At 66.3% G+C, this 26,035-nt stretch carries 25 protein-coding genes; 14 read left to right on the top strand and 11 right to left on the bottom strand.

Going from position 1 to position 26,035, the window contains the following annotated elements:
- Position 1 precedes the first annotated feature (1 nt).
- Positions 2 to 886 (top strand): LysR substrate-binding domain-containing protein, encoded by an 885-nt coding sequence (locus SRAA_RS00515; protein ID WP_045530277.1) that lies wholly within the window; start codon positions 2 to 4, stop codon positions 884 to 886.
- Between the two features lie 28 nt (positions 887 to 914).
- On the opposite strand, the gene SRAA_RS00510 is transcribed toward SRAA_RS00515, so the two are convergent.
- From SRAA_RS00510 to SRAA_RS00485, 6 genes are all read right to left on the bottom strand, one after another.
- Positions 915 to 2,108, bottom strand: coding sequence for a Wzz/FepE/Etk N-terminal domain-containing protein (locus SRAA_RS00510; RefSeq protein WP_045530275.1), 1,194 nt, complete (start codon positions 2,106 to 2,108; stop codon positions 915 to 917).
- Between the two features lie 17 nt (positions 2,109 to 2,125).
- Positions 2,126 to 4,168, bottom strand: a complete 2,043-nt coding sequence (locus tag SRAA_RS00505) for a polysaccharide biosynthesis/export family protein (RefSeq protein WP_231849296.1) — start codon at positions 4,166 to 4,168, stop codon at positions 2,126 to 2,128.
- Between the two features lie 388 nt (positions 4,169 to 4,556).
- On the bottom strand, positions 4,557 to 8,129 hold the full coding sequence (locus tag SRAA_RS00500) for a YjbH domain-containing protein (RefSeq protein ID WP_052467420.1): 3,573 nt from the start codon (positions 8,127 to 8,129) through the stop codon (positions 4,557 to 4,559).
- Positions 8,126 to 8,716 carry a hypothetical protein gene (locus SRAA_RS00495; protein ID WP_171820204.1) on the bottom strand — a complete coding sequence of 197 codons (591 nt, stop codon included), beginning with the start codon at positions 8,714 to 8,716 and terminating at the stop codon, positions 8,126 to 8,128. The genes SRAA_RS00500 and SRAA_RS00495 overlap by 4 nt, the downstream gene beginning before the upstream one ends.
- Before the next feature lie 167 nt (positions 8,717 to 8,883).
- A complete protein-coding gene (locus SRAA_RS00490) occupies positions 8,884 to 9,120 on the bottom strand; it encodes a hypothetical protein (protein ID WP_034109975.1) in 237 nt (78 codons plus the stop codon).
- 279 nt (positions 9,121 to 9,399) lie between these two features.
- Positions 9,400 to 9,825, bottom strand: a complete 426-nt coding sequence (locus tag SRAA_RS00485) for an Hsp20/alpha crystallin family protein (RefSeq protein ID WP_045530269.1) — start codon at positions 9,823 to 9,825, stop codon at positions 9,400 to 9,402.
- Positions 9,826 to 10,025: 200 nt separating this feature from the next.
- Here SRAA_RS00485 and SRAA_RS00480 point away from each other — a divergent pair, with 200 nt between their 5' ends.
- From SRAA_RS00480 to SRAA_RS11970, 6 genes are all read left to right on the top strand, one after another.
- Positions 10,026 to 11,549: an FAD-linked oxidase C-terminal domain-containing protein gene (locus SRAA_RS00480; RefSeq protein ID WP_045530267.1), complete on the top strand. Its 1,524-nt coding sequence runs from the start codon at positions 10,026 to 10,028 to the stop codon at positions 11,547 to 11,549.
- Between the two features lie 26 nt (positions 11,550 to 11,575).
- The gene (gene mntA / locus SRAA_RS00475) at positions 11,576 to 12,001 is read left to right on the top strand and encodes a type VII toxin-antitoxin system MntA family adenylyltransferase antitoxin (RefSeq protein ID WP_045530265.1); all 426 of its coding nucleotides are present in this window, start codon (positions 11,576 to 11,578) and stop codon (positions 11,999 to 12,001) included.
- The gene (gene hepT, locus SRAA_RS00470; protein WP_034109969.1) at positions 11,986 to 12,408 is read left to right on the top strand and encodes a type VII toxin-antitoxin system HepT family RNase toxin; all 423 of its coding nucleotides are present in this window, start codon (positions 11,986 to 11,988) and stop codon (positions 12,406 to 12,408) included. The genes mntA and hepT overlap by 16 nt, the downstream gene beginning before the upstream one ends.
- 171 nt (positions 12,409 to 12,579) lie before the next feature.
- Positions 12,580 to 12,873 (top strand): type II toxin-antitoxin system HigB family toxin, encoded by a 294-nt coding sequence (locus SRAA_RS00465; RefSeq protein ID WP_045530262.1) that lies wholly within the window; start codon positions 12,580 to 12,582, stop codon positions 12,871 to 12,873.
- 27 nt (positions 12,874 to 12,900) lie between these two features.
- Positions 12,901 to 13,314 (top strand): helix-turn-helix domain-containing protein, encoded by a 414-nt coding sequence (locus tag SRAA_RS00460; RefSeq protein ID WP_034109967.1) that lies wholly within the window; start codon positions 12,901 to 12,903, stop codon positions 13,312 to 13,314.
- Between the two features lie 74 nt (positions 13,315 to 13,388).
- Positions 13,389 to 14,843, top strand: coding sequence for a PAS domain-containing sensor histidine kinase (locus tag SRAA_RS11970; protein ID WP_052467419.1), 1,455 nt, complete (start codon positions 13,389 to 13,391; stop codon positions 14,841 to 14,843).
- On the opposite strand, the gene SRAA_RS00450 is transcribed toward SRAA_RS11970, so the two are convergent.
- On the bottom strand, positions 14,819 to 15,538 hold the full coding sequence (locus tag SRAA_RS00450; protein WP_045530259.1) for a YggS family pyridoxal phosphate-dependent enzyme: 720 nt from the start codon (positions 15,536 to 15,538) through the stop codon (positions 14,819 to 14,821). The two genes, SRAA_RS11970 and SRAA_RS00450, sit on opposite strands and share 25 nt — an antisense overlap.
- 33 nt (positions 15,539 to 15,571) lie before the next feature.
- Here SRAA_RS00450 and SRAA_RS00445 point away from each other — a divergent pair, with 33 nt between their 5' ends.
- Genes SRAA_RS00445 through SRAA_RS00435 form a run of 3 tightly spaced genes read left to right on the top strand, consistent with a single transcriptional unit; the run spans position 15,572 to position 18,701 of the window.
- Positions 15,572 to 16,615, top strand: coding sequence for a type IV pilus twitching motility protein PilT (locus SRAA_RS00445; RefSeq protein ID WP_045530257.1), 1,044 nt, complete (start codon positions 15,572 to 15,574; stop codon positions 16,613 to 16,615).
- Between the two features lie 34 nt (positions 16,616 to 16,649).
- On the top strand, positions 16,650 to 17,786 hold the full coding sequence (locus tag SRAA_RS00440) for a PilT/PilU family type 4a pilus ATPase (RefSeq protein ID WP_045530255.1): 1,137 nt from the start codon (positions 16,650 to 16,652) through the stop codon (positions 17,784 to 17,786).
- Between the two features lie 12 nt (positions 17,787 to 17,798).
- A complete protein-coding gene (locus SRAA_RS00435; protein ID WP_045530253.1) occupies positions 17,799 to 18,701 on the top strand; it encodes an NAD(P)-dependent oxidoreductase in 903 nt (300 codons plus the stop codon).
- Between the two features lie 6 nt (positions 18,702 to 18,707).
- On the opposite strand, the gene SRAA_RS00430 is transcribed toward SRAA_RS00435, so the two are convergent.
- The gene (locus tag SRAA_RS00430) at positions 18,708 to 19,376 is read right to left on the bottom strand and encodes a BON domain-containing protein (protein WP_045530251.1); all 669 of its coding nucleotides are present in this window, start codon (positions 19,374 to 19,376) and stop codon (positions 18,708 to 18,710) included.
- Between the two features lie 69 nt (positions 19,377 to 19,445).
- Positions 19,446 to 19,901: a YraN family protein gene (locus SRAA_RS00425; protein WP_045530249.1), complete on the bottom strand. Its 456-nt coding sequence runs from the start codon at positions 19,899 to 19,901 to the stop codon at positions 19,446 to 19,448.
- Between SRAA_RS00425 and rsmI the strand changes: the two genes are divergently transcribed.
- Positions 19,900 to 20,829 carry a 16S rRNA (cytidine(1402)-2'-O)-methyltransferase gene (gene rsmI / locus SRAA_RS00420; RefSeq protein WP_045530247.1) on the top strand — a complete coding sequence of 310 codons (930 nt, stop codon included), beginning with the start codon at positions 19,900 to 19,902 and terminating at the stop codon, positions 20,827 to 20,829. The two genes, SRAA_RS00425 and rsmI, sit on opposite strands and share 2 nt — an antisense overlap.
- A 9-nt stretch (positions 20,830 to 20,838) precedes the next feature.
- Here rsmI and SRAA_RS00415 read toward each other — a convergent pair whose 3' ends face one another.
- Positions 20,839 to 21,210, bottom strand: a complete 372-nt coding sequence (locus SRAA_RS00415; protein ID WP_045530245.1) for a hypothetical protein — start codon at positions 21,208 to 21,210, stop codon at positions 20,839 to 20,841.
- A 139-nt stretch (positions 21,211 to 21,349) separates the two neighbouring features.
- Here SRAA_RS00415 and SRAA_RS00410 point away from each other — a divergent pair, with 139 nt between their 5' ends.
- Together SRAA_RS00410 and SRAA_RS00405 are read left to right on the top strand one after the other, a co-directional pair.
- Entirely contained in the window at positions 21,350 to 21,970 is a 621-nt protein-coding gene (locus SRAA_RS00410; RefSeq protein ID WP_045530240.1) for a DUF502 domain-containing protein, read from the top strand.
- Positions 21,967 to 24,642: a bifunctional acetate--CoA ligase family protein/GNAT family N-acetyltransferase gene (locus SRAA_RS00405; protein ID WP_045530238.1), complete on the top strand. Its 2,676-nt coding sequence runs from the start codon at positions 21,967 to 21,969 to the stop codon at positions 24,640 to 24,642. Before SRAA_RS00410 ends, SRAA_RS00405 begins: the two co-directional genes overlap by 4 nt.
- Positions 24,643 to 24,691: 49 nt before the next feature.
- On the opposite strand, the gene SRAA_RS00400 is transcribed toward SRAA_RS00405, so the two are convergent.
- Positions 24,692 to 25,159 carry a CopD family protein gene (locus SRAA_RS00400; protein WP_045530236.1) on the bottom strand — a complete coding sequence of 156 codons (468 nt, stop codon included), beginning with the start codon at positions 25,157 to 25,159 and terminating at the stop codon, positions 24,692 to 24,694.
- A 289-nt stretch (positions 25,160 to 25,448) separates the two neighbouring features.
- On the opposite strand from SRAA_RS00400, the gene SRAA_RS00395 reads away from it, so the two are divergent.
- Entirely contained in the window at positions 25,449 to 26,003 is a 555-nt protein-coding gene (locus SRAA_RS00395; RefSeq protein WP_045530235.1) for a phasin family protein, read from the top strand.
- Positions 26,004 to 26,035 lie beyond the last annotated feature (32 nt).

Raw genomic sequence — 26,035 nt, 5'->3', positions numbered from 1 at the left:
CATGGCCGTTCGCATCCCCCCCATCCAGTGCCTGCTCACCTTCGAGGCGCTGGCGCGGCTGCGCAGCGTCACGCAGGCGGCCGAAGAGCTGTGCGTCACCCCCAGCGCCGTCAGCCACCGCGTCAAGCAGCTCGAACTGGTGCTGGGCGTGAAACTATTTGGCCGGGCCGATTTTTCGCTCACCACCGAGGGCAGCGAATACCTGGCCCATGTGCGCGAGGGGCTGCTGGCGCTGCAGCGCTTTCCCAGCCACCAGCCCAGCCCCGGACGGCGCAAGCTGCGGCTGGCGGTCACGCCCACCTTTGCGCGCTCGCTGGTGAAGCCACGCCTGCAGCAGTTTGCGCAAGCCTACCCCGAGATCGACCTCACGCTGCAAGTGAGCATTCCGCTGCTCGACGTGGTGGCCGAAGACGCCGACCTCACCATCCGCTTTGGCACCGGGCGCTACGCCGATGTGGAGCACATCTGCCTGGTCAAAGACGCCGTGCTGCCGCTGGCCTCACCCGCGTTCCTGCGCGAACACGGCCCGTTCGAGGCCGCGTCAGACCTCGAAGGCGTGCCGCTGCTGCGCAGCCCGCTGGAGCCGTGGCGCACCTGGTTTGCAGCCCAGCACCTGGACTGGCCCGAACCCAGTGAAGGCTCGCAGTTCAACGACATCGGTCTCATGTGCGACGGTGCCGCCGCCGGCATGGGCGTGGCGCTGGTGCGGCTGCGCTTGGGCGCGCCGTGGCTGGAAAATGGCTCGCTGGTGCGCTTGGGCGAAACCGAGCCCTTTCGCACCCCGGTGCCCAGCCCGCACGCGCACTACCTGTGCTGGCGCACCGGCACCATGGAGCGCTGGGAGTGCGCGGCTTTTGCCGAGTGGCTGAAAAAGGCGTTGGGGTAAGGGTTGGGTTTCCCCTGCCTGCCGACAACTAAGCAGGCAAACCCAAACTGCGCCGTATCTTGGCCATTTTGGCCGAGCTTTCGGGGTCATTACCCGCATTGCGCACGGCTTCGCGCACAAATACAAACAACAGCAAAGCAAAACCCGTAGCCAGTGAGGCTATGGTGGCCATGATGGCGCGCCGCGGGCTGGAGCGCTGCTCGGGGGCTTGGGCGATGTCGAGCACTTGAATGCTGGCGCCTTCGCGCGATTCGTCCACCCGGGCCATTTCGTATTGCTTGACCATGAGCTCGAACAGGGTTTGCTGCAGCGTGAACTCGCGCAAGCGCGCAAAGTAGCCGGGGTTGTTTGGGTTGGTGCCGGCCGCTGTGTTGGGGGTGGCCCGTTCTTGCGCATCGAGCCGGTTTAGCTGCCCCCTCAGGGCACCCAATGTAGCCATGGCTTGGCGCAGCTCGGGGGCGGCTTCGCTGAGGTGGGTGCGCATGCTGGCCACTTGCACCTCTTGTGCGGTAACCTGGGCGCGCAGCAGGGCCACGGCTTGCAAGGCGGCACCGGGCTGAATGTTGAGTGCCCGCACATTCACACCCGTGGCCATTAGGGCTTGCTCGGCCTCTTGCAGGTCGGCACTGACCTTGACCAAATGCTGCTCAAAAAACTTGCGCCGGTGCTGGGCCTCGGTAAGCGCCAAGCGGCCTACTAGCTGGCCTAGCTCTTCTACGTAGGCGTTGGCCACTTGGGCGGCGAAGGCGGGGTCGGGGTCGTCGAATGCGATGGTAATTAAGCCGTCGCGGCCGCTGCTGATGCGGGTGCGCTCGCCCAAAGAGCGGGCGGCTGCCTCGCGGTTGCGGCTTTCGTAGCGCTCCATGAGGGCAAAGCGCTCGACTAGGCTGTCTTGAACCGAGCGGCTGCCCAAAAACGCCACAAACTGATCGGCCGGGTCGGCAATGCCCCCCGCTGCACCGGCCAAACCCGCCAGCCCACCGAGCTGCTGCAGCATAGCCGCGGCGGCGCTTTGCTGCTGCATGGGCGGTAAAAACTTGGTTTGCGCGGTGTAGATGGGCGTCATCAAAAAACTGATGCCCAGCACCGCAAAGCCCACCAGCAAGGGGGCAATGATGAGCAGCTTGAGGTTGGCGGCGATGGTGGCGAACAGATCGAGCAGAGAGATTTCGTCCTCATCTGGGGTGCCGTTGGGCTGGCTGGGGCTGGCTTGCGGGTTCATGGACTGCACTGGTCTGCTTAGAGGGTGCGCAGGGCGGCGAGCCCCAAGCCGAGGTTGGCCAGCACCTGGGTGATGTCGCGTGCGTTGCGCAAGAACAGGTTCCAGCCGGTTTCGCGCACTTCGCGCTGCGGCACCACCACGGTGTCGCCGGGCATGAGCGCCACAGCCTCTAGCCCGCCCCCAAACCAGCCGCCCTGGTCTGCACTGGCCAAGATGGTGCCATCGGCGCGCAGCACAAAGGCTTGCGAGGCGTCGGCTTCGGCCGTGAGGCCGGCCAAGCGAAACACATCGCCCACGGTGCGGCCGGGCCTGAAGATGAAGGTGTTTTCGTTGTTGACCGCGCCAAAGGCAGACACGAAGCCGGGCACGCTGGGCACCACGATGTGGTCGCCGTTTTCCAGCGGCAAGTTGGGCAGGGCCGCCAAGCTGGTGTCGCGTGGGTCGATTTCGAGCGCCACGCGGCCGTTGCTGCGCATGGTGCGCAGGCGCTGCACCTGCTGGCGCTGCGCTTCGCGCTGGGCTTCGATCAAGATGCTGGCGCGGGCTGCATCGGCTCCACCTTGCAACGCGGCAACTTGTTGCGCAGATTGGGCTTGCAAGCCAGATTCGAGGCGGGCAATGAGTTGGTCAAGGTTTTGCTGCTGCTGGCGCCGCACCGATTCGCGCGCCAAGTGGGTGCCAAACACATAGGCGTGCGGGGTAAGCCCGCCAATGCGGCGGATGAGCTGGGGCAGCGTTTCGCCGGGCAGGGCCACATAAACACCGGGCACCGCCACCTCGCCTTCGATGCGCACCACGCGCTCTTGGCGCTGCAGCGGGGCTTGCAAGTCGCTGAGGGTGAAAATGGTGACCACATCGCCAGGCTGGAGTTCGAGGTCTTGGGTGGCGTCGCGCTGCAGCACCAAACGGCCCAGGTTGAAGGGGATGAGCTGGCGCTGCAGGGTTTGGCGGTTGAGCCGCTCGATGACGGCGTAGTCCCAGTTGATGGCTTCGGCGTTGATCTGGAAATGGCGCTGCAGGGCTTGCGCGCCCCCTTGCGGCCCGCCAATCAGTTGCACCAATTGGTTTTGGCGCTGAAAGAAGTTGGCCTGGATAAGCGCCTCGGTCTGCGGGATGAGCTGTGACAGGCGCATGCCCGGCGTCCACGGGTGGCGCAGGGGCGCTGCCACCGCACCTTGCAGCGTGACAGCGTTGGCAAACTCTGGGCTGATGGAGAGCAGGGTTAGGATGTCGCCATCGCGCAGCACGGTGCGCAGGCCGGCGGCGTCGAGCGCCAGCTGGGCCACTTGGCGCGCTGGGATGGCTTGTGGATCGATGCGCTCCAGCAAGGCCATTTGGGTGGCTGCCAGCACCGGCACCCCACCACCGGGGGCGAGCACATCGGAGATGGTTGCGCCGGGTTTGAGCTCGTACAGCGCGGCTTGATCAAATGCACCGGTGACCGCCACCTGTGGGCCTACTGGTGGGATGACGATGACGTCGCCGGGCTGCAGCAGCACGTCTTGCGACTTGTCGCCTAGGGCGATGAAACGGTATAGGTCGAGCGTGGTGACGGTGCGGTTGGCGCGGCGCAGTTCGATGGCGCGCATGGAGCCGTTGGCGCTGGGTCCGCCACTGGCAAAGAGGGCGTTGATGAGGGTGCTGAGGCTGGAGATGGTGTAGGTACCAGGACGGCTGGCCTGCCCCACCACATACACTTGGATGCTGCGCAAGTTGGCCACGGTGGCCGAAAGCTCGAAATTGACCAGCACGCGGCCCAGGTGGTTGCGCAATACGCCCTCTAGCTGCTCGGCGCGCACGCCGGCCAGCGTGAGTGGGCCGGCCCGGGGCACCTGCACCTGGCCATGGCGGTCGATGGTGAGCGCGGCCGCAAAGTCGGCCAAGCCCCACACATTGAGCTGAACGGTGTCGCCGGGGCCCAATACATAGCTGCCGGGCACGGCAATGTTGCTGATGGGGGCAAAGGTCTGCGGCTGCGCAAAGAGCTGGGCCCCAAAAATGGGCAACAACTGACCGGTGCTTTGCTGCACAAAGCTTTGAAACTGCGTGGGCGCAACCACGGTTGCAAGCGCTGGCCGGCTGGGGCCTGCAGTCAACTCTTGAGGTGTTGGGCTGGGAGCATTGGCTGCTGCAGCGGCTGGCTGCAGCCCCGTACCAGCGCCTAGTGTGCCAGGTGTTGCCCCACCTGCTTGGGTTGGCAAGCCCGGCAATGCCAACATCCCGGCCGGCATACCCAGAACGGCAGAGCCAGCAGAAGCAGCGGGTGCCGCACCGAAACCGCCGACGGGTGCCGGCGCACCCACCACTTGGGCACTGGCAGCACCCACTGATGCTCCTAAAACCACGGCACAGACGAACTGGGCACACTTATGGCTTAGGCGCTTGGCAAATTTCATGGACATCCCTAGGAAAACAGTTGTGCGGATTGTAAACAGCTTGGGGGCGGCTTCAAAAGCTCCAGTCGGCATGTATCGAGTGTGCGGTCAGGCGCACACGCGGGCCGCGCTCGGGGTTTTCTTGCTGCAGCGACAGCAGGGTGCCAATGCCATAACCCAGCAGGGCACCGCCCACGGTGTCGGACAGCCAGTGCTCGCGCTGCTGCACCCGCCCCAGCGCCGTGGCTGCCGCCAGCCCATAGAGCCAGGGCATTTGGTGCTGGCGCGCAAAGGGGGTGACCAGGGCAAAAGCCAGCGCGGTGTGGTTGGAGGTGAAGCTGGAGCGGTGTGAACCCGAACCCGGGCCTTCGAATTGGCTGCTGCCTTGCCCTTGCAGCGGCCGGCTGCGGCCCGCCAGGGTGCGCACTACCATGCTCGCCCCCAACGCACCGGCACCGGCCAGCAGGGCCGTTTGCGCGGTGCCAGAAGCGGCGGGGCCTGCCACGCCGGTGGCCAACAGGGCCGAGCCGGCGGTGAAAGCCAATGGCAGCGCATTGCCCACATCCCCTAGCCGATCCCAGTTGCCGCCTTGGTTGCGTGCGGCCCAGCGGTCGGCGCTGCGGTCGAGCAAGGCGCTGCCCAACACCGCCGCCCCAGCCCACAGCCATGTTTGGGTGGGTACGGCACCCACTTGATCGAATAGCTGGCCGGCACTGGAGAGCGGGTCGTCAAAGGGCTGCGGCGTGGGCTCTTGCAGCACATACGCGGTGCGCTCGGCGCTGCGCCGCGGCTGGGGCGCGGCCGGACGCCAAAACAGGGCCCGACCGCTGCGCGCTTGGGTGAGGTCAAAGAGTGTGTCGGAACGGTTGAGGCGCGCCCCACCGTCGCGCGTGAGGGGCTGCCAGCTCAAGTTGGCCACGCCGGAGGTGGAGATGGGCAACATGGCATCGAAGGGGATGCGGATGTAGATGCCTTTGTCGAAGCTGCCCTCGCCAAAAACGGCAAAGGGCACGTCGGTGAGGGTGGCCCAGGCCCCAATGGAGGTGCCGTTGCGAAAGGTGCGGCTGATGTCGAGCGTGGCTCCGTGGTCACCCGCCAGGTAGCGCCCGGCTTGGATTTTGACGTGCACGTCGTTCCAGCCGGTGTCCCAATTGAGGGTGGCGTGGCCGGTGGTGACGCGGTAATCGCGAAACGAAAAATCTTGCCTAAAGCCGCGCTGCTGCACGTGGTTGATGTCCACCCCGAAGGACCACGAGCGCCCGAAGGGCCGGTACAGCCACTCGGCCCCCACACCGCCGTACATGCTTTCGAGCAGCCCCGCATACACGCTGGCGTAGTGGTTGCCCCCGAGGTGCCGGGCGTGGGTGAGCTGCAAGCGCGGCAGCGTCAAGCGGCTGCTGGTGACGTATTCGCGGATGTAGGTGCGCACCCGAGGCAGCGCGCTGTGGCCCGGGAAGTTGAAGCGGTCAAAGTTGTCGATCAGGCGCAGGTGCGCATTGCCGCTCACCCAAGTGCGCTGCGTCAAGCGCCACTGGGCATCGGCCCCCACACCCAACTGGTACAGCAAGAAGCCATCGGGGCCGCCGATGATCTGGCTAAACGTGGGTGCCCATTGGGCGCTAAAACGGGGCGGATTGGCCTGCCAGTGATCCGGCGGTGCACTGCTTTGCTCAATCGGGGCAAAGGCCAAGTTGTGCGGCTGCTGCGCCACCAGCGCCTGCGAAGGGGGCAGCGCTTGGGTTTGCTGCAGCAGCCATTCGGTGCGGTCGATGTGCAGCTCCGACAAGGGCAGGGCGTGCCGTGTGAGCTGCAGCCTGAAGCTGCGCACAGAGGCCGGGGCCAGCGCGTGCATGACGCGGATGGCGCGCTCGATGCGCTGCTCCAGGTACGGCGACGGATCGATCTCGGCCACCACCAAGGCTTGGTCGTGCGTTTGCTTGACCGACTGCACTTGCCAACTGGTGAAGCGGTTGATTTCGCTGGCCACATCGGCCCAACCCGCAGCGGGCAAGGCGGCCGGCATTTGGGTGCGCAAGGCGGGCAAGACCGGGTCGAGCAGTTTGGGCACGTAGGCCTGGCCTAGGTTGCCTTGCAGCGTGAGGCCAAACGCCACCCGGTTGCCGCGCTGCCACGAGAGCGCCAGCTCGACCGTGGGGCCCCAGCGGTACACCACGCCCAAATTGATAGGGGAATCGACCGGCTGCGCGTTGTCCAGCGGCTCGGCCTGGTAGCTGTTGCCGTCGAGCTCGGCCTTGAACACCCACGGGCTGCTGGGTGAGGCCCACTGCACGCCACCAAACACGGCGGCGGGTCCGGTAAACAGCTTGTTGAGGTTGAAATCGCCGCCCTGGCCCACGTCGGCGGCGGCGCGCTGCTCGAAGCGGCTACCCAACAAACGCAAGGGGTTGCTCACGTTGCCGCGGCTGCCCATATTGCCCCAACCCAGGCCGAGGGAGGCATCCCAGTTGCCCCAGCGCTTGCTGGCCACCAGGTATTCGCTGGCAAACAGGCCGGTGCCGCCGATGTCGCGCACGCCCAGGGCGATGGCGGGCCAGGTGGCGCTTTCGGGGCTTAAACGCAACTTGAGATCGATGGATTTGTCTTTGAGCGACTGATCGCCCGCGATGGCCGGGCCGTAGAGGCGGTTGCCAATATCGGTGTAGCGAAAGCCAAACTGGAGCCAATCGAGCGGCTGCAGCATGAAGTTGAGGCGGGTGTAGGGCTGCACCTGGCTGATGCTGGTGCGCACGGTGCCGGCCGGCCCCATGCGGGCACTGGGGGTTTGCAGCAGGCCCAGTTCGCCCCAGTCGTTGCCGGTGAGCACGGGGCCACGCGGCTCGTGGTGCAGATTGGGTTGCGCCAAGGCCACGGCGGCGGCGGGTGTGCTGTGGCCTTGTAAAGCGGGGTGGGCGTCGGGCGGTGCCTGGGTGGCCAGCAAGCGCGCCAAGTTGGACGAGAGTTCGGGGCCAAGGCCCGAGTTGCGCTCGGGTGCCCAGATCCAAGCACCTGGGCTGGGCTGGTACTGGGGGCTGAGGTTCCAAGGGGCTACGCCAAAGCTTTGCACCCGCCCGTCGGCCTGCGCCACCCACACCGTATCCACGGGCGGGCTGTGTGCGGCGTGGAGCCGGGCGCAGGCTTGCAGATAGTCTTGTGCCCAAGCACCTGGCTGGTGCCGCAGCAGGCAGGGCAGGCCAGAGGAATTGAGCACCACCACCTGGGTGGGGCGCGCAAAGTGCACAAAACTGTGGCCGGGCCCGGCTTGCGGGTCGCTCTCGGGCATGACTTGCAGGGCCCGGGGGTCGTGCGTGGCCAGCGTGAGGCGCCCGGTAACCGGCAGGGCCAACAACCAAGCGCTCAAGGTTTCGTGTGCTTGGGCACTTAAATCACCGCGCTGCCGCGCCGATTCGAGGCCGGCCAGCACCGCCTCGCGCAACAGGTGCTGCGGCTGGCGCTCGCTTTGGGCGTGCCAGTGCAAGGCTGTGGTGTCGGCCAGCGGGCCATGCACACGCAAGGCCCAAGCACTGAGGCGCTCGCCCGGCGCCGGTTCGGGCCCTAGGGCGCGCTCGGCTGCCCCTGCACCCTCGACCGACATGACAGCAAAAACGCTGAGCAAAGCCAGCGCCAAGGGATGTATGCGCAAGCTCATGGAAGCGGGGTGAGTGCAAGGGGCCAAGGCGCCAGATGAAAGCAGCGCTCGGCCGACAGGCACTGGTAGGAGTACACCACCTGCTGCTGCCCGGCTAGCGCAGCCACGGCGAACCAAGCAGGCGGCATGAGGGTGGAGGTTTCCTCAAACCACTGCCACTGAGCGTAGGCGCTGCTTTGGAGCTGGGAGCGCACATGGCGCAGCAAGGCAGGCGGCACTTGCTGCCAGCCGCGCGGGTGCAACTGCACCTGATCGGGCAGGCCAAAGCGGTAGCGATTGGGAAAATCCCATGAGCGGGTGTAGGTGGTCGGGCCGGCAGTTGCAGTGGGCCAAACTGGAATGCCCTGATCGAAGCGCAACCGGGCCGAGCTGGCAGACTGCTCGGTAAGGCCCACGAGGCGGCCGCCTTGAGTGCGCAACACCTCTTGCGCGGCCGAATACCAAACCAAAGTGGATGGCTGGCTGGGCTCTATGTAACCCAAAGCCAAAAAGACCGGCGCGTGACCGTCTTCGGCCAAGTAGAGGTAGGTGAGCGCAGGGTTGAGCCGCGCAGCAAAAGCGGCGGCTTGGGGTGACCCGGTCCACAAAGGGCTGAGCAGAGAACCCACCACACGAACGGTGGGCGCGGTAGGAGTGGCGCACCCGGAAAGCACAAGCGCTGCGGCCACCACTGCGGGCCACAGCAAAGCCAAAGGAAACACCCTAGCCAGCCTGCGATCTGCGCTGCGCACAAGCAGGCTGGGGTTGAGCCGGGTTACTGAGTGGCTACCGTGGCCACCGTGCCATCACCGGCAATGGCGGAAACCACCACCGCAGCAGCCACTGCACCCAGCACCAAGGTGGTGGTGGCAACGCCGCCCACTGCCCCGGCCCCTGCCGCTGCAGCACCAGCCGGTGCAGGCGCAGCAACCGGAGCAGGCGTTTGGGCCAGCACGGGGGAAGTGATGAGCGCGGCTGCGAACAAGGCAGCCAGTGTGGGTTTAAGTTTCATGAGGTTTCCTCCAAAAAAATATCTAGAACCAATGACGCAAAGAAGCATAACACCGTTTGTGCCACGCACGATGACAGTATACATAGCAGCTTGGCCGCATGGCTGCGCCAGACAGATAAAATTGCGCGGCTTCAAATGTTGCTCAAAACCCACACAGCCGCAGGCGCCCGCGATGGCATTTGCGCAGGTGCAGGCAGTGTTGCGCACCTGCCACTTGCTGGAGGTGCCGGTGCTGGCGCACCAGCACCATGGAGCGCTGGGGTGAGGGAGGCCGCTCCCTCACTCGATCGCCAGCCGCTGGCCGCTGCGGCCGCGCTTCTTGGGCAGTGTGAGCGTGAGCACGCCGTTGTCGTACTTGGCTTTGGCCTCGGCCTCGTCGATCTCGAGCGGCAACTGGAAGCTGCGCGCCACCGAGCCGTAGTAGCGTTCGCTGCGCAGCAGCTTGTCGTCGGAGGTCTGGCGGTCTTGCTGCTTGATTTCAGCGCGCAGGCTCACGATGCTGCCGTCGATGGTGACGTGGACGTCTTCGCGCGCCACACCGGGGATTTCGGCCTGCACCTGGTAGGCCACGGGCGTTTCGCTCACATCGACCTTGATCGACTGCGGCAGCGCGTCGCCGTGCAGCGGTTTGATGAAAAAGCCGGGAGACGCCATGTCCTTGAAAAAGTCGTCGAACAGGCTGCCACGGGGAATGAGGTGGTACATGATGTGTGCACTCCTTTGCTTGCCAATGCAGTGTGTGGGACTCAAGGCGCCGCAAACCCTTTGCGGCCGCCCACACAAGATAGCGGCCCATGATGAAAATTTCAAGGCCCTGCCACGGCTTTCGACCCGGTGGCGGCTTCAATCCCTAGGCCCAATTTTTTCACACCCGACTTGGGCCCCATGCCCTACACTGCGGCGGCATGAATACCGCCCTTGCCTTAAGCCAACCGCCCCAGCCTGCCAGCAGCGGCCCCGCTGCCCAGCGCGCCCAGCGCCAAGCCGAAGTGGTGCGCGCACTGGCCGCGGTGCTGCCCGGCCACGCCCTGCTGCACACCCTGGAAGACACCACCCCCTACGAGTGCGACGGCCTGACGGCCTACCGCGAGCGCCCGCTGGCGGTGGCGCTGCCCGAAACCTTTGAGCAGGTGCAGGCGGTGCTGCGCACTTGCCATTTGCTCGAGGTGCCGGTGGTGGCGCGTGGGGCCGGCACCGGCCTGTCGGGCGGGGCCATGCCGCACGCCTTGGGCGTGACGCTGAGCCTGGCCAAGTTCAACCGCATCCTGCGCATCGACCCGCTGGCGCAAACCGCCGTGGTGCAGTCCGGGGTGCGCAACCTGGCGGTGAGTGAGGCCGCCGCCGCCCACGGCTTGTATTACGCGCCCGACCCGAGCAGCCAGATCGCCTGCACCATCGGCGGCAACGTGGCCGAAAACTCGGGCGGGGTGCACTGCCTCAAGTACGGCCTGACGCTGCACAACGTGCTGCAAGTCGATGGCTTCACCATGGCCGGTGAGCCACTGCGCTTGGGCGGCAGCGCCTTCGACAGCCCGGGGCTGGACTTGCTGGCGCTGCTGGTGGGCAGCGAGGGCATGCTGGCGGTGGTGAGCGAAATCACCCTGCGCCTGACGCCGCGCCCGCAACTGGCGCGCTGCATCATGGCCAGCTTCGACGACGTGCGCCAGGCCGGCGACGCGGTGGCGGGTGTGATTGCAGCGGGCATCATCCCGGCCGGGCTGGAGATGATGGACAAGCCCATGACCGCTGCCGTGGAAGATTTCGTGCACGCCGGCTACGACCTCGACGCCGCCGCCATCCTGCTGTGCGAGAGCGACGGCACGCCCGAAGAAGTGGAAGAAGAAATCGGCCGCATGAGCGCGGTGCTGCGCGAGTGCGGCGCGCGCGCGATTGCCGTGAGCCAGAGCGAGGCCGAGCGGCTGCGCTTTTGGAGCGGGCGCAAAAACGCCTTCCCGGCCTCGGGGCGCATCAGCCCCGACTACATGTGCATGGACAGCACCATTCCGCGCAAGCGCCTGGCCGACATCCTGCTGGCGATCCAGGCCATGGAGCAAAAGTACGGTCTGCGCTGCGCCAATGTGTTCCACGCCGGCGACGGCAACCTGCACCCGCTGATTTTGTTCGACGCCAGCGACCCGGACCAACTGCGCCGCTGCGAGCTGTTTGGCGCCGACATTCTGGAAACCAGCGTCGCCATGGGCGGCACCATCACCGGCGAGCACGGCGTGGGCGTGGAAAAGCTCAGCTCGATGTGCGTGCAGTTCAGCCCCGAGGAGCGCGAGCAGATGCTGGGCGTGAAACGCGCCTTCGACCCCAAAGGCCTGCTCAACCCCGGCAAGGTGATCCCAACCCTGCACCGCTGCGCCGAGTACGGCAAGATGCTGGTGCGCGGCGGCCGGCTGGCGTTTCCGGAGCTGGAGCGTTTTTGACCGCAGGAATTTTTTGAACCGCCGCCATGACCAAAGCACCCACCTTGCAACCCACCGCCACGAGCGATTCCGACGCCAGCTTGCGCGCCGTGCTCGACGGGTTTCCTGGGCTGTTGCTGGCCATCGTGTTCGGCTCGGTCGCGCAAGGCCGCGCCACACCAAGCAGCGATCTTGACATTGCCGTGGCCGCCCGCCACGCCCTGAGCGCCGAGCAGAAAATGGCCTTGGTCTGCGCCTTGGCCACCCGCACTGGGCGCCCCGTTGACCTCATAGACTTGCATACCGTCGGCCAGCCCCTGCTTGGCCAGATCGTCCGGCACGGCCGTCGAGTGCTCGGTAGCGTTGCGGCACACGGACTATTGATCAGCCGGCACCTGACTGATGAGGCCGACTTCTTGCCCCTGCAAAATCGAATACTGCAAGAAAGGCGGCTCGCATGGATCGGGAAATAGTGGAACAAAAGCTGGAATCGCTGCGCCGCTGCCTGCACCGCGTGCACACACGCTGCCCCGCCGACGCCACCACGCTAGCAACCGATTTTGACCTGCAAGACATCGTATCCCTCAACCTGAGCCGCGCCGTGCAGCTCTGCGTGGACATCGGGGCGCACTTCATCGCCGCCAGCGAACTGCCCCCACCCGCCACGATGGGACAAACATTTGACCTGCTGGCGCAAGCGGGTGTGGTCGATGCACAACTGGCCGATCAACTGAAAAAAGCCGTCGGGTTCAGAAATTTGGCCATGCACAACTACGATGCCATCAACTGGCACATCGTGCATGCCATCGCTCAACACCACCTGCAAGACTTCACCGCTTTTGCCCGAGCCGTGATGCGGGCACTGGATGCGCGCGCATGAACAAAATGTGACGCAGAGCCAAACTGCGCCGCTGTGAGCTGTTTGGCGTCAAGCGCGCCTTCGACCCCAAAGGCCTGCTCAACCCCGGCTGTAGCGGTTTTTACGCGCTGCTGGCTTGCAGATTTGGCGTGGCCGACTTGCGTCGATCTCAATATGAGATATAATGCCACCATGAAAATCATCAGCAACAGTGCCTTGCGGGCCTTCGCTGCCGAGCATCCTCAGGCCGAAGCCCCCTTGCAGGGGTGGCGGCGGGTGATTGAAAAAAACCGGTTTGCCAACTGGGCTGAGCTCAAAGCCGCCTTCAACGCGGTGGACAAGGTGGGCCCGTTGGTGGTGTTTGATATCGGCGGCAACAAATACCGCCTGATCGCATACATCCGATTTGAGAAGCAGATTGTTTACATCAAGGCGGTGCTCACGCACCGGGATTACGACAAAGGAGCCTGGAAAACCGGCGCCTGATCGCGCAGTTTCAAGGAGCAGCACCTCATGAATGCACATATCGACATCAAGCACCTGCTCCCGGCCTGGGAGCAGTTCCGCACCACCACCAACATCGCCCCCATCCGGGATGAAGCACACTACGCACGGATGAGCGCAATGCTTGATGCCCTGCTGGATGAAACGCAAGGCGACGAAAACCATCCCGCCATGGATCTGGTTGAAATCGTGGGCGACCTGATCGAGGACTACGAGGCTGCGCATCACCCCCTGCCCGAGACCACCGGCGTGCAAGCCCTGAAATTCCTGATGGAGCAGCACGGCCTCAAGCAAAGCGAACTTGCCGAGATCGGTAGCCAAGGCGTGGTCTCTGAAATCCTGACCGGCAAACGCGAGCTGAACATTCGGCAAGTGCGGGCGCTGAGCCAGCGCTTCGGGGTTTCGGCCACGACCTTTGTTTAAAACCCTTAAAGCGCGCGCTTGTCCGCCAAGGATGCGCCTGTGAGCGAGCTGGCCGGATCGGCTACAGTCCGATCATGACGCCCGCCGCCTTCGAGGACAAGCTGCCGCCCTCTTTTTTTACCAGCCTCTACGATGAGCTGGGCCGGGTTGCCGACGACGCGCCCACGACAGACTCAACACAGGGCCTACAGGGCCTAGACGACCCCGGCGACTACCAGGCACACGACCGACTTGATCGTGACGCAGTCCAGCCCCCATCGGCGCAGCACGGCCTGCCCGGGCCTATTGCCCAGCACGCCTACGACCCGCACAGCCCCGGCGCACACTGGCAACTGCTGGCCGAGAGCCTGCGCGACGCCGCCATTTTCTTCCTCGACGCCGAGGGGCGGGTGTGCGACTGGACGCCGAGCGCCGAGCGCTTGCTGGGCTTTCGCGCCGAGCAGATGCTGGGCCAGAGCGTGGCGCGCTTCACCCCGGTGCGCGAGCCGGCCAGCGCGCAGCCCGCAGCCCCACACCAGACACAGAGCCCGACCCCGGGCACAGAGCCCGACCCCAGCGCACCCGACCCCTTGGCGCTGGGGCTGGAGCGCGCCGCCCTGCTGGGGCAGAGCGAGACCCCGGGCTGGCAGCGGCGCGCCGACGGCAGCCTGCTGTGGGCGCACACGCTGCTCACCGCCTTGCACGACCCGCACAGCGGCCAGACGCACGGCTACGCCTGCCTGATGCGCGACAACACCGAGACCAAGCGGCTGCTCGAGCTGCTGGAACACCTCAACGCCGCGCTCGAAGTCCGGGTGCAAGAGCGCACGCGCCAGTTGCTGGAAATCAACCACGACCTAGAGGCCTTTACCGCCTCGGTTTCGCACGACCTGCGCGCGCCGCTGCGCCACATCGGCAGCTACCTGGAGCTGCTGCGCGAAGACCTGGGGCCCGAGCTCGGGCCAGAGGCGCAGCGGCACCTCGAGACCATCGGCGGCGCCGCCGAGCACATGAGTCAGCTCATCGACGGCTTGCTGGCCTTTTCGCGCCTGGGCCGGGCGGCGCTGCAGCGGCACCCCGTGGCCATGGGCGATTTGCTGCGTTCCAGCCTGAACCGGCTGCAGCACGACCCTGCGCTGCAACGCCCGAGCGAGTGCCTGTGCTGGCAACTGCCACCCGATTTGCCCCCTGTGCAGGGCGATGCGCGGCTGCTCAGCCAGGTGTGGGACAACCTTTTGTCGAACGCGCTCAAGTACAGCCGACCGCGCCCCGTGGCCGAAATTCGCATCGGCTGGCGCGCGCAACACAGCCCCAATGGCTCGCCCGAGACGGTGTTTTGGGTGCAAGACAACGGCGTGGGCTTCGATCCGCAACGCGCCGAGCGCCTGTTTGGCGTGTTCCAGCGCCTGCACCGGGCGCGCGATTTCGAGGGCGTGGGCATTGGGCTGGCGCTGTGCCGGCGCATTGTCGAGCGCCACGGTGGGCGCATCTGGGCCGAGGGCGTACCCGATCAGGGCAGCAGCTTTTACTTCTCCTTGCCCGACGCGTAGGCACGCGGCCCGAAAATCGCGCTCCCCACCCGCAGCAGCGTGCTGCCGCTGGCGATGGCCGCCTCGAGGTCGTCGCTCATGCCCATCGACAGGGTGTCGAGCGCCAAGCCCGACAAGGGCGCCTGCAACTGCCCCCGCAGCGCCGCCAGTTGCCCAAACACGCGGCAGGCGGCGGCAAAGTTTGGCGCGGGTTCGGGGATGCACATCAGGCCACGCAGTTGCAGGCGCGGCAGCGCTGCCACCTGCTGCGCCAGCGCCAGCGCTTCGGCCGCGGGCACGCCGGCCTTGTTGGCCCCGCCATCCAAGTTCACCTGGATGCACACCTGCAGCGGCCCCAGCCCCGGCGGGCGCTGCTCGCTTAGGCGCTGGGCGATTTTGAACCGGTCGATGCCGTGTACCCAGTCGAAATGCTCGGCCACGGCGCGCGTTTTGTTGCTCTGCAGCGGCCCGATGAAGTGCCACACCAGGTCGCTGGCCCCAAGGGCGCGCAGCGCGCTGATTTTCTCTACGCCTTCTTGCACGTAGTTCTCGCCAAATTCGCGCTGCCCGGCCTGCCAGGCTTGCCAGACCGCATCCGGGCCCCAGGTTTTGCTCACCGCCAGCAGGTGCACCTCGGCCGGGTCGCGCCCATGCCGGGCACAGGCCGAGGCGATGCGCGCGCGCACCTGCCGCAGCCGGTCGTCAATCGTTGTCATAATGCAGCGGTCGTATCAAATTTGGACGAGTCGATGGACATCACCCAGTTGCTGGCTTTCAGCCACAAAAACAAAGCCTCGGACCTGCACCTCTCGGCCGGCCTGCCACCGATGATACGGGTGCACGGCGACGTGCGGCGCCTCAACGTCGAGCCGCTGCAGCACAAGCAGGTGCACACCATGGTCTACGACATCATGACCGACTCGCAGCGCAAGCACTACGAGGAATTCTTGGAAGTCGATTTTTCGTTCGAGATCGATGGCTTGGCGCGCTTTCGCGTCAACGCCTTCAACCAAAAGCGCGGTGCGGCGGCGGTGTTTCGCACCATTCCGTCCAAAATCCTCACGCTCGAAGACCTCAATTGCCCCAAAATTTTTGCCGATCTCGCGCTCAAGCCGCGTGGTTTGGTGCTGGTCACCGGCCCGACCGGCTCCGGCAAATCCACCACCCTGGCGGCGCTGGTGAACCACCGCAACGAGAACGACTATGGCCACATCCTGACCATCGAAGACCCGATCGAGTTCGTGCACGAGTCCAAGAAAAGCCTGATCAACCAGCGCGAAGTCAGCACCATGACGCACAGCTTTGCCGCCGCCCTGCGCTCGGCCCTGCGCGAAGACCCAGACGTGGTGCTGGTGGGTGAGATGCGCGACCTAGAAACCATCCGCCTGGCCATGACTGCGGCCGAGACCGGGCACCTGGTTTTTGGCACATTGCACACCTCCAGCGCCGCCAAGACCATCGACCGCATCGTCGATGTGTTTCCGCCCGAAGAAAAAGAGATGGTGCGCGCCATGCTGTCGGAATCGCTGGTGGCGGTGATCTCGCAGTCCCTGCTCAAGACCGCCGATGGCAATGGCCGCGTGGCGGCGCACGAGATCATGATCGGCACCCCGGCGATCCGCAACCTGATCCGCGAAAACAAGGTGGCGCAGATGTATTCGGCGATTCAGACCGGCAATGGCTTTGGCATGCAGACGCTGGATCAGAGCCTGATGAACCTGGTGCGCGGCAACCGCGTGCACGTGGCCGAGGCGCGCGCCAAAGCCAAAATCCCCGAAAACTTCCCCGGTTGAAACCGGACCCGCTCGCACCAGCCAAAGGAACCGCATGGAACGCGATCAAGCCAGCCAATTTGTCAACGACCTGCTGCGGCTCATGGTGAGCCGCAGCGGCAGCGACTTGTTTCTCACCGCCGACTTCCCGCCCGCGATCAAGGTCGATGGCAAGATCACCAAGGTCTCGCCGCAGCCGCTCAGCGGACAGCACACGCAGGCGCTGGCGCGCGCCATCATGAACGACAAGCAGTCGGCCGAGTTCGAGCGCAGCATGGAGTGCAACTTCGCCATCTCGCCCGGTGGCATCGGGCGCTTTCGCGTCAACGCCTTTGTGCAAATGGGCAAGGTGGGGCTGGTGATGCGCACCATTCCGGCCAAAATTCCGACCATCGACGAGCTGGGTCTGCCGCAGGTGCTCAAGAACCTGGCCTTGGCCAAGCGCGGCATCTGCATCCTGGTGGGCGGCACCGGTTCCGGCAAATCGACCACGCTGGCGGCCATGGTGGACTGGCGCAACGAGCACACGCACGACCACATCGTGACCATCGAAGACCCGGTGGAGTTTGTGCACCAGCACAAGAACTGCATCGTGACCCAGCGCGAGGTGGGGCTGGACACCGACGACTGGGGCATTGCCCTGAAAAACTCGCTGCGCCAGGCCCCGAACGTGATTTTGATGGGCGAAATCCGCGACCGGGAAACTATGCAGCACGCCATTTCCTTCTCGGAAACCGGGCATTTGTGCCTGGCCACGCTGCACGCCAACAGCGCCAACCAGGCGATGGAGCGCATCATCAACTTCTTCCCCGACGAAGTGCACATGCAGATCCTCAAAGACGTGTCGCTCAACGTGCGCGGCATGGTGGCGCAGCGTCTGCTGCCGCGCCAAGACGGCAAGGGCCGCCACGCGGTGGTGGAAATCCTGCTGCACAGTGGCTTGATCGCGGACCAGATCATGAAGGGCGAGATCAATGAGCTCAAAGAGACCATGCGCAAGAGCCGCGAGAGCGGGATGCAGACCTTCGATCAATCGTTGTTCGACGCCTTCGAGGCCAACCTGATCAGCTTCGAGGACGCCATCCGCAACGCCGACTCGCAAAACGACCTCAAGCTGCGCATCAAGCTGCACAGCCAGCGCGCCCGCAACACCGACCTCGCAGCGGGCACCGAACACTTGCACATCGTTTAAAAATCTCTCGCCATGCCCAGCCTGAACCCCAAATCCTACGCTGCTGCAGCGCCCACCAAGCTGGCCTTCATCGGCCTAGGGGCGATGGGCTTTCCCATGGCTGGCCACTTGGCGCGCGCCGGGCACCGCGTCACCGTTTACAACCGCAACCCGGCCAAGGCGCAGGCCTGGGTGGCCGAGTTTGGCGGCAGCAGCCAGCCCACGCCGCGCCTGGCGGCGCAAGGGGCCGAACTGGTGCTGTGCTGCGTGGGCAACGACGCCGACGTGCGCGCCGTGCTGCTGGGCGAGCACGGCGCCCTGGCGGGCTTGGCGGCGGGTGCGCTGCTGGTGGACCACAGCACGGCCTCGGTGGAGTTGGCGCGCGAGCTCGATGCCTGCGCCCGCGCCCAGGGGCTGCATTTTCTCGATGCCCCAGTCTCGGGCGGCGAGGTGGGGGCGCAAAACGGGCAGCTCACGCTCATGTGCGGCGGCGCGCACCAGGCCTTCGAGCGCGCACGCCCCACGCTGCAGGCCTATGCCCGCGCCGTGACGCTGATGGGGCCCAGCGGGGCCGGGCAGCTCACCAAAATGGTGAACCAGATCTGCATCGCCGGGCTGCTGCAGGGCCTGAGCGAGGCGGTGGCTTTTGGTCAGCGCGCCGGGCTCGACATGGGGCAGGTGCTGGAGGTGATCGGCCAAGGGGCGGCGCAGAGCTGGCAGATGCAGCAGCGCGGCCCGACCATGGTGGCGGATCGCTTCGATTTTGGCTTTGCGGTGGACTGGATGCGCAAAGACCTCGGCTTGGTGCTGGCCGAGGCGCGGCGCAACGGGGCCGCGCTGCCCGTAACGGCGCTGGTGGACCAGTTTTACGCAGATGTGCAGCGCATGGGCGGCGGCCGCTGGGACACCTCCAGCCTGGTGCGGCGGCTGCGCTAGGCCGCGTTAGTTGGGGGTTGGTGCCGCTCTGGCCGGGGCCGGCGCCGGGGGTGGCGCGATGCGCGCCAGCTCTTCTTCGGTGATGAGTTCGAACACCCGCACCACGCGCTGCACGCCCGAAGTGCGGCGTGCGATTTCGGTGGCGCGGTCGGCTTCGCGCGGCGTCACGCGGCCCATCAGATACACGGTGCCGCGCTCGGTGACGATCAAAAAGGCGTTGGATGAAAGGTCGGGCGCGTCGATCAGGCCGGCGCGCACGCGCGCGCTCACCAGCCGGTCGGCTGCGCGCGCGGTGAGCGAGGGTGTACCCGTCACCGCCAGCTCATCGACCACCCCCTGCACGTTTTCTACCGCGCCCACGATGCGCAGCGCCAGTGCGCGATCGGTCTCGCTGGCCACTTCGCCGGTGATGAGCACACGCCGGTTGTAGCTGGTCACGTTGACGCGGCCGCGGTTGCCCAACTCGGCGCGCAGGCGGTTGGCAGCGCGCATCTCGATGCCCTGGTCTTCGACCATGGCGCCCGAGGTGCGGCGGTCGGTAGCGACCAGCACCGTGGTGGCCACGGCCCCGCCCGCGATCAGCGGCGCGCAGGCCGACAGGCCCATGCCAGCCGCCAGCGCCAGCGCCGACAGCGCCAACAGACGGCCGTGGCCGGAAAACATGCGTGTAACCATTACCAAACTCCTTGCGCGCCCGATGCGTGCTCACGTGGGCGGCAATGATACCCGTGCGGGGGGGGAGCGTCAAAATCCGTCGGCGCAGAAGGCGGCGCGCAGCCATTCGATTTGCAGCGACTCGCCCGCGCCCTGCAGCGCCAGCACGTCGAAGCGGCACGGCGGCACCTGTTCCAGCCGCAGCAAATAGTGCCGCGCCGCAAACAGCAAGCGCCGCTGCTTGAGCGCCGACACCGATGCCGCCGCCCCGCCGTGGCTGCTGCGGCGGCGCTGGCGCACTTCCACGAACACCAGCGTGCCATCGGGCTCGCGCAGGATCAGGTCAATCTCGCCGCCGCCGCGCCCCGGCGTGCGAAAATTGCGCCACACCAGCCGCAGGCCTTGGCGCTGCAGGTAGGCCAAGGCCTGCGCCTCGGCGGCGTCGCCTTGTGCCTTGCTGCTCTGGGCTTGTGCCTTGGCGGCTGGCGCGGCCTTGGACGCCGCAGCTTTGGTCGGTGTGGTGGTCGGTTTTTTTTCTTCGTTCATGCTCACAATCAACCCTTTGGGTGCTTTGGCCCTGCAAGCCGCCCAGGCCGTGGCTGGTGCGCAGCATTATCCGGCTGGCGCGCTGTATCTGGTGGCGACACCGATCGGCAACTTGGCCGACATCACGCTGCGCGCGCTGCACCTGCTGCAACAAGTCGATGCCGTGGCTTGCGAAGACACGCGCCACAGCGGCGCGCTGCTGCGCGCCTATGGCATCGAGCGCCCCTTGCTGGCCTTGCACCAGCACAACGAACGCGAAGCCGCCGCCGCCGTGGTGGCGCGGCTGCAAGCGGGCGAGCGCATCGCCTATGTGAGCGACGCCGGCACCCCCGGCATCAGCGACCCCGGCGCGCGCCTGTGCCAAGCGGTGGCCAGCGCGGGCCTGCGCTGCGTGCCGCTGCCCGGTGCCAGCAGCCTGACCGCCTTGCTCAGCGTGGCGGGCTGGGTCGGGCCCGAAGCGGCGCCGGGTTTTGCCTTCGTCGGTTTTTTGCCCGCCAAAGGGGCGGCGCGCGAGCAGGCGCTGCGCCGGCTGGCGCAGCAGCCCCAGGCCTGCGTGCTGCTGGAGGCCCCGCACCGCCTGCCGGCGCTGGCGCGCGAGCTGGCGGCGCTGGGTCCGCGCCGCCTCACGGTGGGGCGCGAACTCACCAAGCAGTTTGAGGAAGTGGCCACCCTGCCCTGCGCCGAACTGCCCGCTTGGCTGGATGCCAAGGCGCAGCGCCTGCGCGGCGAGTTTGCCTTGCTGCTGCACCCGCCCGAGGCCGCTGCGCCCGCCGGACCCGACAGCGGCCCCGAGGCCGAGGCGCTGCGCGTGCTCGATTTGCTGCTGCCCGAGCTGCCCCTAAAAACCGCCGTGCGCCTGTGCGCCGAAATCAGCGGCGCACCGCGCAACGCGCTGTACGCGGCGGCCTTGCAGCGCCAGCCGCGCTAGCCAGCCGCGCTAACGCGGCGGCGTCTGGTCTGGGCGCTCCGGGCTTGGGCGCTCCGCATCCGGGCGCGGCGCCGCCTCGCTGACTTCGCGCGCCTCCACATCGACCACCTCGTCGACGCGGCCCTTGCTCGCACCGCCACGCCCGCCGCCACCGCCCCAGCCGCGCCCGCGCATGTGCTGCTGGGCCCGGCGGCGCAGCAGCTCGGCCGCCAGCGGCACCGCCACGCGCCGGCCGCGCAGCAAAGCCCACAAGGCACCCAGCAGCAGCAAAGGCAGCGCCACCACCAGCAGCAGCAGCCCAAACCCGAGCAGGAGCACCCACAGCGCCAGGCGCAGCAGTGCGCCCAGCAACCACGCCAATCCATCCAACAATTTGCCCATATCCCCTTTCTTGGCCAGCCAACCCGTTGCCAGCCCAACACCTGCAGCGCGTCCGCTCGCCGCCGCCCCCGATCATCGCGCACAATTGGCAGAGCTGCAGGAAACTGTCACGCTTGCAGCATTCAACCGAGCGCCACCCATGGATTCCACCCGCCTGCCTGCCCTCGCCAAGCGCCTGTCGCAATACTTCCTGCGCGGCCTGATCACCATTTTGCCGCTGCTGCTCACGGTCTATCTGCTGTTTGCCTTGGTGACGTGGTCGGAATCGCTGGCCTCCTACCTGATCCGCCCGCTGCTGGGCAGCCTCTACATCCCCGGCTTGGGGTTGCTGGTGGCGATCGGCATCATCATCCTGACCGGCTACCTGATTTCGCGCCAAGACACCTCGCGCCTGTTCAACTGGGTCGAACTGCCCTTTACCAACACGCCGGTGGTGCGCAGCATCTACAACTCGCTCAAGAGCTTTGCCGATTATTTTTCGCCGCAAAGCCCGGGCGAAGCCACGCAGCAGGTGGTGCTGCTGCGCTGGCCCGAGCAACCGCTGGAAGTGGTCGGGCTGATCACGCGCAGCCACGTAGAGGGCCTGCCGCTGGGCTTCACACAGGGTGATCGGGTGGCCGTCTATCTGCCCATGGGCTACATGATCGGCGGCTACACTGTGTTCGTCCCGCGCGCATGGCTCACGCCGATCGACATGAGCGTCGAAGAAGCCATGCGCTCCGCCCTAATCGCCTGGATGCCACCGCGCAAACAACCATGATGACCCGCCATTTGCACGCTTTGTTGGCCCCGCGCAGCGTCGCGGTGTTTGGGGCCTCGGACCGGCCGCAACGCGACGGCACCGCCATCTGGAACCGACTGGCGGCCGAGTTCAAGGGCACGCTCTACGCCGTCAACCCGCGCCTGCGCCAGTTGGGCGAGCACAAGGTCTGGCACAGCGTGGCCGAGCTGCCGCAAGCGCCCGATCTGGCCGTGATCTGCACCCCGGCCGCCACTGTGCCGGGCTTGGTCGGCGCTTTGGGGGCACGCGGCTGCAAGGCGGCGGTGGTGGTGAGCGCAGGCTTGAGTGATGATCAAACACAGGCCATGTTGGCGGCGGCGCGCCCCTATGCGCTGCGCATTTTGGGCCCCGACTGCACCGGCCTGCTGGTGCCGCACCTGGGGCTCAACACCAGCCTGGCGCAGGTGAGCGCGCAGCCCGGTTCGGTGGCGTTTGTGTCGCAGTCGGCGGCCTTGGTCACAGCCATGATGGACTGGGCCAGCTCGCGCCAGATCGGCTTTTCGCACTTCATCTCGCTGGGTGAGCACGCCGACGTCGATTTTGCCGATGTGCTCGACTACCTGGCCAGCGATGCGCGCACGCGCGCCATCATGCTCTACGTCGAAACGCTGGACGAGCCGCGCAAGTTTTTGTCGGCCGCACGCGTGGCGGCGCGCAACAAGCCGCTGATCGTGGTCAAGGGCGGGCGCTCGGGCCAGGGCCAGCAGGCCGCCTCCACCCACAGCGCCGCGCTGGCGGGCAGCGACCGCGTTTTTGACGCCGCCGTGTCGCGCGCCGGCATGTTGCGTGTGTTTCGCTTGCAACACCTGTTCATGGCCGCCGAACTGCTGGCGCGCTTTCGTGACAACCGCAGCGAAGCGCTGATCGTGCTCACCAACGGCGGCGGGGCCGGGGTACTGGCCGCCGACGCCGCCGACTACGCCCGCGTGCGGCTGGCGCGCCTGAGCGCCGAGCGCATCGCCGAGCTCGACGCGGTGCTGCCCGCCGGCTGGTCGCGCGCCAACCCGGTCGACATCGGTGGCGACGCGCCGCCGCAGCGCTACCTCGACGCCCTGCGCATTTTGCTGCGCGAGCGCGACTGCGCGGTGCTGCTGCTGCACGCCCCCACCGGCCACGTGCCCAGCCTCGAGATCGCGCAGGCGCTGCTGCCGCTGGCGAGCGAAAAGCCGGTGCGCGTGCTGGGCTGCTGGCTCGGCACCCAAGCCGTGGCCGCGGCCAGTGCGCTGTTTCGTGCTGCCGGCATCCCCGATTACGACACCCCGGAAGACGCGGTGCGCGCCTTTGCCTCGCTGCGCCTGCACCGGCACCACCAGATCGACCTGATGGAGACCCCGCCCGCTGCGCCGCTGCACAGCCGCATGGACTTGCCCGGCATCCGCGAACTGGTCGAGTTCGTGCTGGCCGACGGGCGCGAGTGGCTCACCGAGCCCGAAACCAAAGAACTGCTCAAACGCGCCGGCTTGCCGGTCACGCCCACCCGCGTGGTGCCGCCCGAGGCGCAAGCCGCCGTCTATGCCGCCGAAACGCTGGGCTACCCGGTGGTGCTCAAAATCCTCTCGCACGACATCACGCACAAATCCGACGTGGGCGGGGTGCGGCTGGACTTGCACAACGCCGCCGAAGTCGAGCAGGCGGCGCGCTCCATGCTGGAACGCGTGGCGCACCTGCAACCGCAAGCGCGCATCGAAGGCTTTACCGTGCAACCCATGGCGCGGCGGGCCCACGCACACGAGCTCATCATTGGCTCGCGCGTGGACCCGCTGTTTGGGCCAGTGATCCTGTTTGGGCAGGGCGGGGTGGCGGTCGAGGTGCTGGCGGACCGCGCCGTGGCGCTGCCGCCGCTCAACGGCAAGCTGGCGCGCTCGCTGGTCGAGCGCACCCGGGTTGCCAAGCTGCTGCAAGGCTACCGCAACGTGCCGGCCGCCAACCAAGAGGCGCTGGTCGATGCGCTGGTGGCGGTGTCGCAACTGCTGGCCGAGGTGCCCGAAATCGCTGAGCTCGACATCAACCCGCTGCTGCTCAACCCCGAGGGCGCGCTGGTGCTCGATGCGCGGCTGCGCCTGAGCGGCCTGCGCCCAGGCGGGGCGGCGCAGTTCGCCATCCGGCCCTACCCGCTGGAGCTGATCGAGACCCTGCCCTTTGCCGACGGCCGCACCCTGACGCTGCGCCCCATCCGCCCCGAAGACGAGGCGCTGCTGGACAGCTTTTTTGCCCAACTCGACCCCGAAGACATCCGCCTGCGCCTGTTCTACAGCCGGCGCAGCTTCGAGCACAGCGAACTGGCGCGCATGACGCAGATCGACTACGAGCGCGAAATGGCCTTCATCGCCACCCTGCCCCTGCCCGACGGCAGCGAGGAAATGATCGGCGACGTGCGCGGCCTCGGCGACCCGGACAACATCGAGGCCGAATTCGGCGTGCTGGTGCGTTCCGACATGAAGGGGCACCGGCTGGGCTGGATTTTGATGGACAAGCTGATCCGCTACCTGCGCGCCAACGGCACCCAGCGCATCGTGGGGGCGGTGCTGCGCGAAAACTCCGGCATGTTGGCGCTCGGGCGCAAGCTCGGCTTCTCGATCGTGGTGCACCCCGAAGACTCGGACCTGCGCCACCTCGATCTGCCGCTGCAAGGGCCGCAATCGGGGCACTAGGCAGCGGCCACCACGGGAGTGGGCCTTGGGTGGGGGCCCTATTCCGGGCTCAGGTGAGCAAGGTAAAGGCGACGATGAACACGCCCAGCGCCAGGTTGACCAGCACCCAGAGCCGGATTTTTTCCATCACCGCCCCAGCCGCTGGCCAGTCCTTGGCTTGCACCGCCTTGTCGCAGCGCTTGTACAGAGCAAAGCGGACGTGGCCAAAAATCAGGACCATCAGCACGCCCAAGGTGGACATGACTTTCCAATCCAGCGGCATGGTGAAGCCGCCGCCGCCCTCGGCGACTGCCCGCGCCACGTTGCCGATCATCCACAGACCGGTGAACAAGGTGATCAGCGAGACCGCCAAAATGGCCTTGAAAAAGCGCCCAAACACATCGTGCAGCAGCGGCAGGCGCACCGCGGGATCGAGCGACGCCGCAGCCGGGCGCAGAAAGAACAGGGCAAAGACCATGCCGCCCAGCCAGACGATGACCGCGAGCAGGTGGATGGTTTTGAGGGCAGCGTAGAGCATGAATTTCCTGTGTATGAATGGAACCGAGATTGAAAGAGGCCAGCCATTCGATACCGGTGGCGGCCAGAGTTCCAAACATAGCAGCAACGGCACGCCCCGGCCTGCGCCGGGTTTTTGTGGGATTTTTGCTGCACCGCAACAAAAAACACTTGCAAATCGCGCAAAGCACCCTATACTTGGAACCATGTTGCAGCGCAGCATAACCGGGCTGACACGGTTTTGACGCAAACGCGCGCTACAGTTTTCGAACTGTCAGTTTTTTGCCTTCACCCTTCTAAGGAACCTTGCCATGTTGACCGTTGAACAAATCCTCGCCGCCCAAAAAGCCCAAGTCTCCACCCTGTTCGATCTGAGCTCCAAGGCGCTGGCCAGCGTCGAGCGCCTGAACGAACTGAACCTGCAAGCCGCCCGCGCTTCGCTGTCCGAAACCGCCAGCCACGCCCAAGCCGTGCTGGGCGCCAAAGACCTGCAAGACGTGGTCGCCCTGCAAAGCGCCGCCCTGCAGCCGATGGCCGAGAAAGCCGCCTCCTACAGCCGCCACCTGTACGACATCGCCACCGGCATGGGTGCCGAGCTGAGCAAAGTAGCCGAAGCGCAAGCATCGGATGCCCAAAAGCAGTTCGTCGCCGCCGTGGACAGCGCCGTGAAAAACGCGCCCCAAGGCTCTGAGTCGGCCGTGGCTGCTGTGAAAAGCGCCGTGTCCACCGCCAGCGCCGCCATGGAATCGGTGCAAAAAGCCGTCAAGCAAGCCAGCGAGCTGGCCGAAGCCAACTTCAACGCCGTCACCAGCACCGCCGTGAGCAGCGCCAAACCGGCTGCCCGCTCCAGCAAATCGGCCGCCTGATCGAGGCCGATCCAGGCCTGCCGCCCGCCTAA

It is taken from the genome of Serpentinimonas raichei, assembly GCF_000828895.1.
GTDB classification, from domain to species: domain Bacteria; phylum Pseudomonadota; class Gammaproteobacteria; order Burkholderiales; family Burkholderiaceae_C; genus Serpentinimonas; species Serpentinimonas raichei.
The sequence above is the reverse complement of the archived record's forward strand: the minus strand, read 5'-3'. Positions and strand labels throughout refer to the sequence as shown.

Coding starts and splice junctions, on each gene's coding strand:
- SRAA_RS00515 (WP_045530277.1), top strand. CDS start 2: ATGGCCGTTCGCATCCCCCCCATCCAGTGCCTGCTCACCTTCGAGGCG.
- SRAA_RS00510 (WP_045530275.1), bottom strand. CDS start 2,108: ATGAACCCGCAAGCCAGCCCCAGCCAGCCCAACGGCACCCCAGATGAG.
- SRAA_RS00500 (WP_052467420.1), bottom strand. CDS start 8,129: ATGAGCTTGCGCATACATCCCTTGGCGCTGGCTTTGCTCAGCGTTTTT.
- SRAA_RS00490 (WP_034109975.1), bottom strand. CDS start 9,120: ATGAAACTTAAACCCACACTGGCTGCCTTGTTCGCAGCCGCGCTCATC.
- SRAA_RS00485 (WP_045530269.1), bottom strand. CDS start 9,825: ATGTACCACCTCATTCCCCGTGGCAGCCTGTTCGACGACTTTTTCAAG.
- SRAA_RS00480 (WP_045530267.1), top strand. CDS start 10,026: ATGAATACCGCCCTTGCCTTAAGCCAACCGCCCCAGCCTGCCAGCAGC.
- mntA (WP_045530265.1), top strand. CDS start 11,576: ATGACCAAAGCACCCACCTTGCAACCCACCGCCACGAGCGATTCCGAC.
- hepT (WP_034109969.1), top strand. CDS start 11,986: ATGGATCGGGAAATAGTGGAACAAAAGCTGGAATCGCTGCGCCGCTGC.
- SRAA_RS00465 (WP_045530262.1), top strand. CDS start 12,580: ATGAAAATCATCAGCAACAGTGCCTTGCGGGCCTTCGCTGCCGAGCAT.
- SRAA_RS00460 (WP_034109967.1), top strand. CDS start 12,901: ATGAATGCACATATCGACATCAAGCACCTGCTCCCGGCCTGGGAGCAG.
- SRAA_RS11970 (WP_052467419.1), top strand. CDS start 13,389: ATGACGCCCGCCGCCTTCGAGGACAAGCTGCCGCCCTCTTTTTTTACC.
- SRAA_RS00450 (WP_045530259.1), bottom strand. CDS start 15,538: ATGACAACGATTGACGACCGGCTGCGGCAGGTGCGCGCGCGCATCGCC.
- SRAA_RS00445 (WP_045530257.1), top strand. CDS start 15,572: ATGGACATCACCCAGTTGCTGGCTTTCAGCCACAAAAACAAAGCCTCG.
- SRAA_RS00440 (WP_045530255.1), top strand. CDS start 16,650: ATGGAACGCGATCAAGCCAGCCAATTTGTCAACGACCTGCTGCGGCTC.
- SRAA_RS00435 (WP_045530253.1), top strand. CDS start 17,799: ATGCCCAGCCTGAACCCCAAATCCTACGCTGCTGCAGCGCCCACCAAG.
- SRAA_RS00430 (WP_045530251.1), bottom strand. CDS start 19,376: ATGGTTACACGCATGTTTTCCGGCCACGGCCGTCTGTTGGCGCTGTCG.
- rsmI (WP_045530247.1), top strand. CDS start 19,900: ATGCTCACAATCAACCCTTTGGGTGCTTTGGCCCTGCAAGCCGCCCAG.
- SRAA_RS00425 (WP_045530249.1), bottom strand. CDS start 19,901: ATGAACGAAGAAAAAAAACCGACCACCACACCGACCAAAGCTGCGGCG.
- SRAA_RS00415 (WP_045530245.1), bottom strand. CDS start 21,210: ATGGGCAAATTGTTGGATGGATTGGCGTGGTTGCTGGGCGCACTGCTG.
- SRAA_RS00410 (WP_045530240.1), top strand. CDS start 21,350: ATGGATTCCACCCGCCTGCCTGCCCTCGCCAAGCGCCTGTCGCAATAC.
- SRAA_RS00405 (WP_045530238.1), top strand. CDS start 21,967: ATGATGACCCGCCATTTGCACGCTTTGTTGGCCCCGCGCAGCGTCGCG.
- SRAA_RS00400 (WP_045530236.1), bottom strand. CDS start 25,159: ATGCTCTACGCTGCCCTCAAAACCATCCACCTGCTCGCGGTCATCGTC.
- SRAA_RS00395 (WP_045530235.1), top strand. CDS start 25,449: ATGTTGACCGTTGAACAAATCCTCGCCGCCCAAAAAGCCCAAGTCTCC.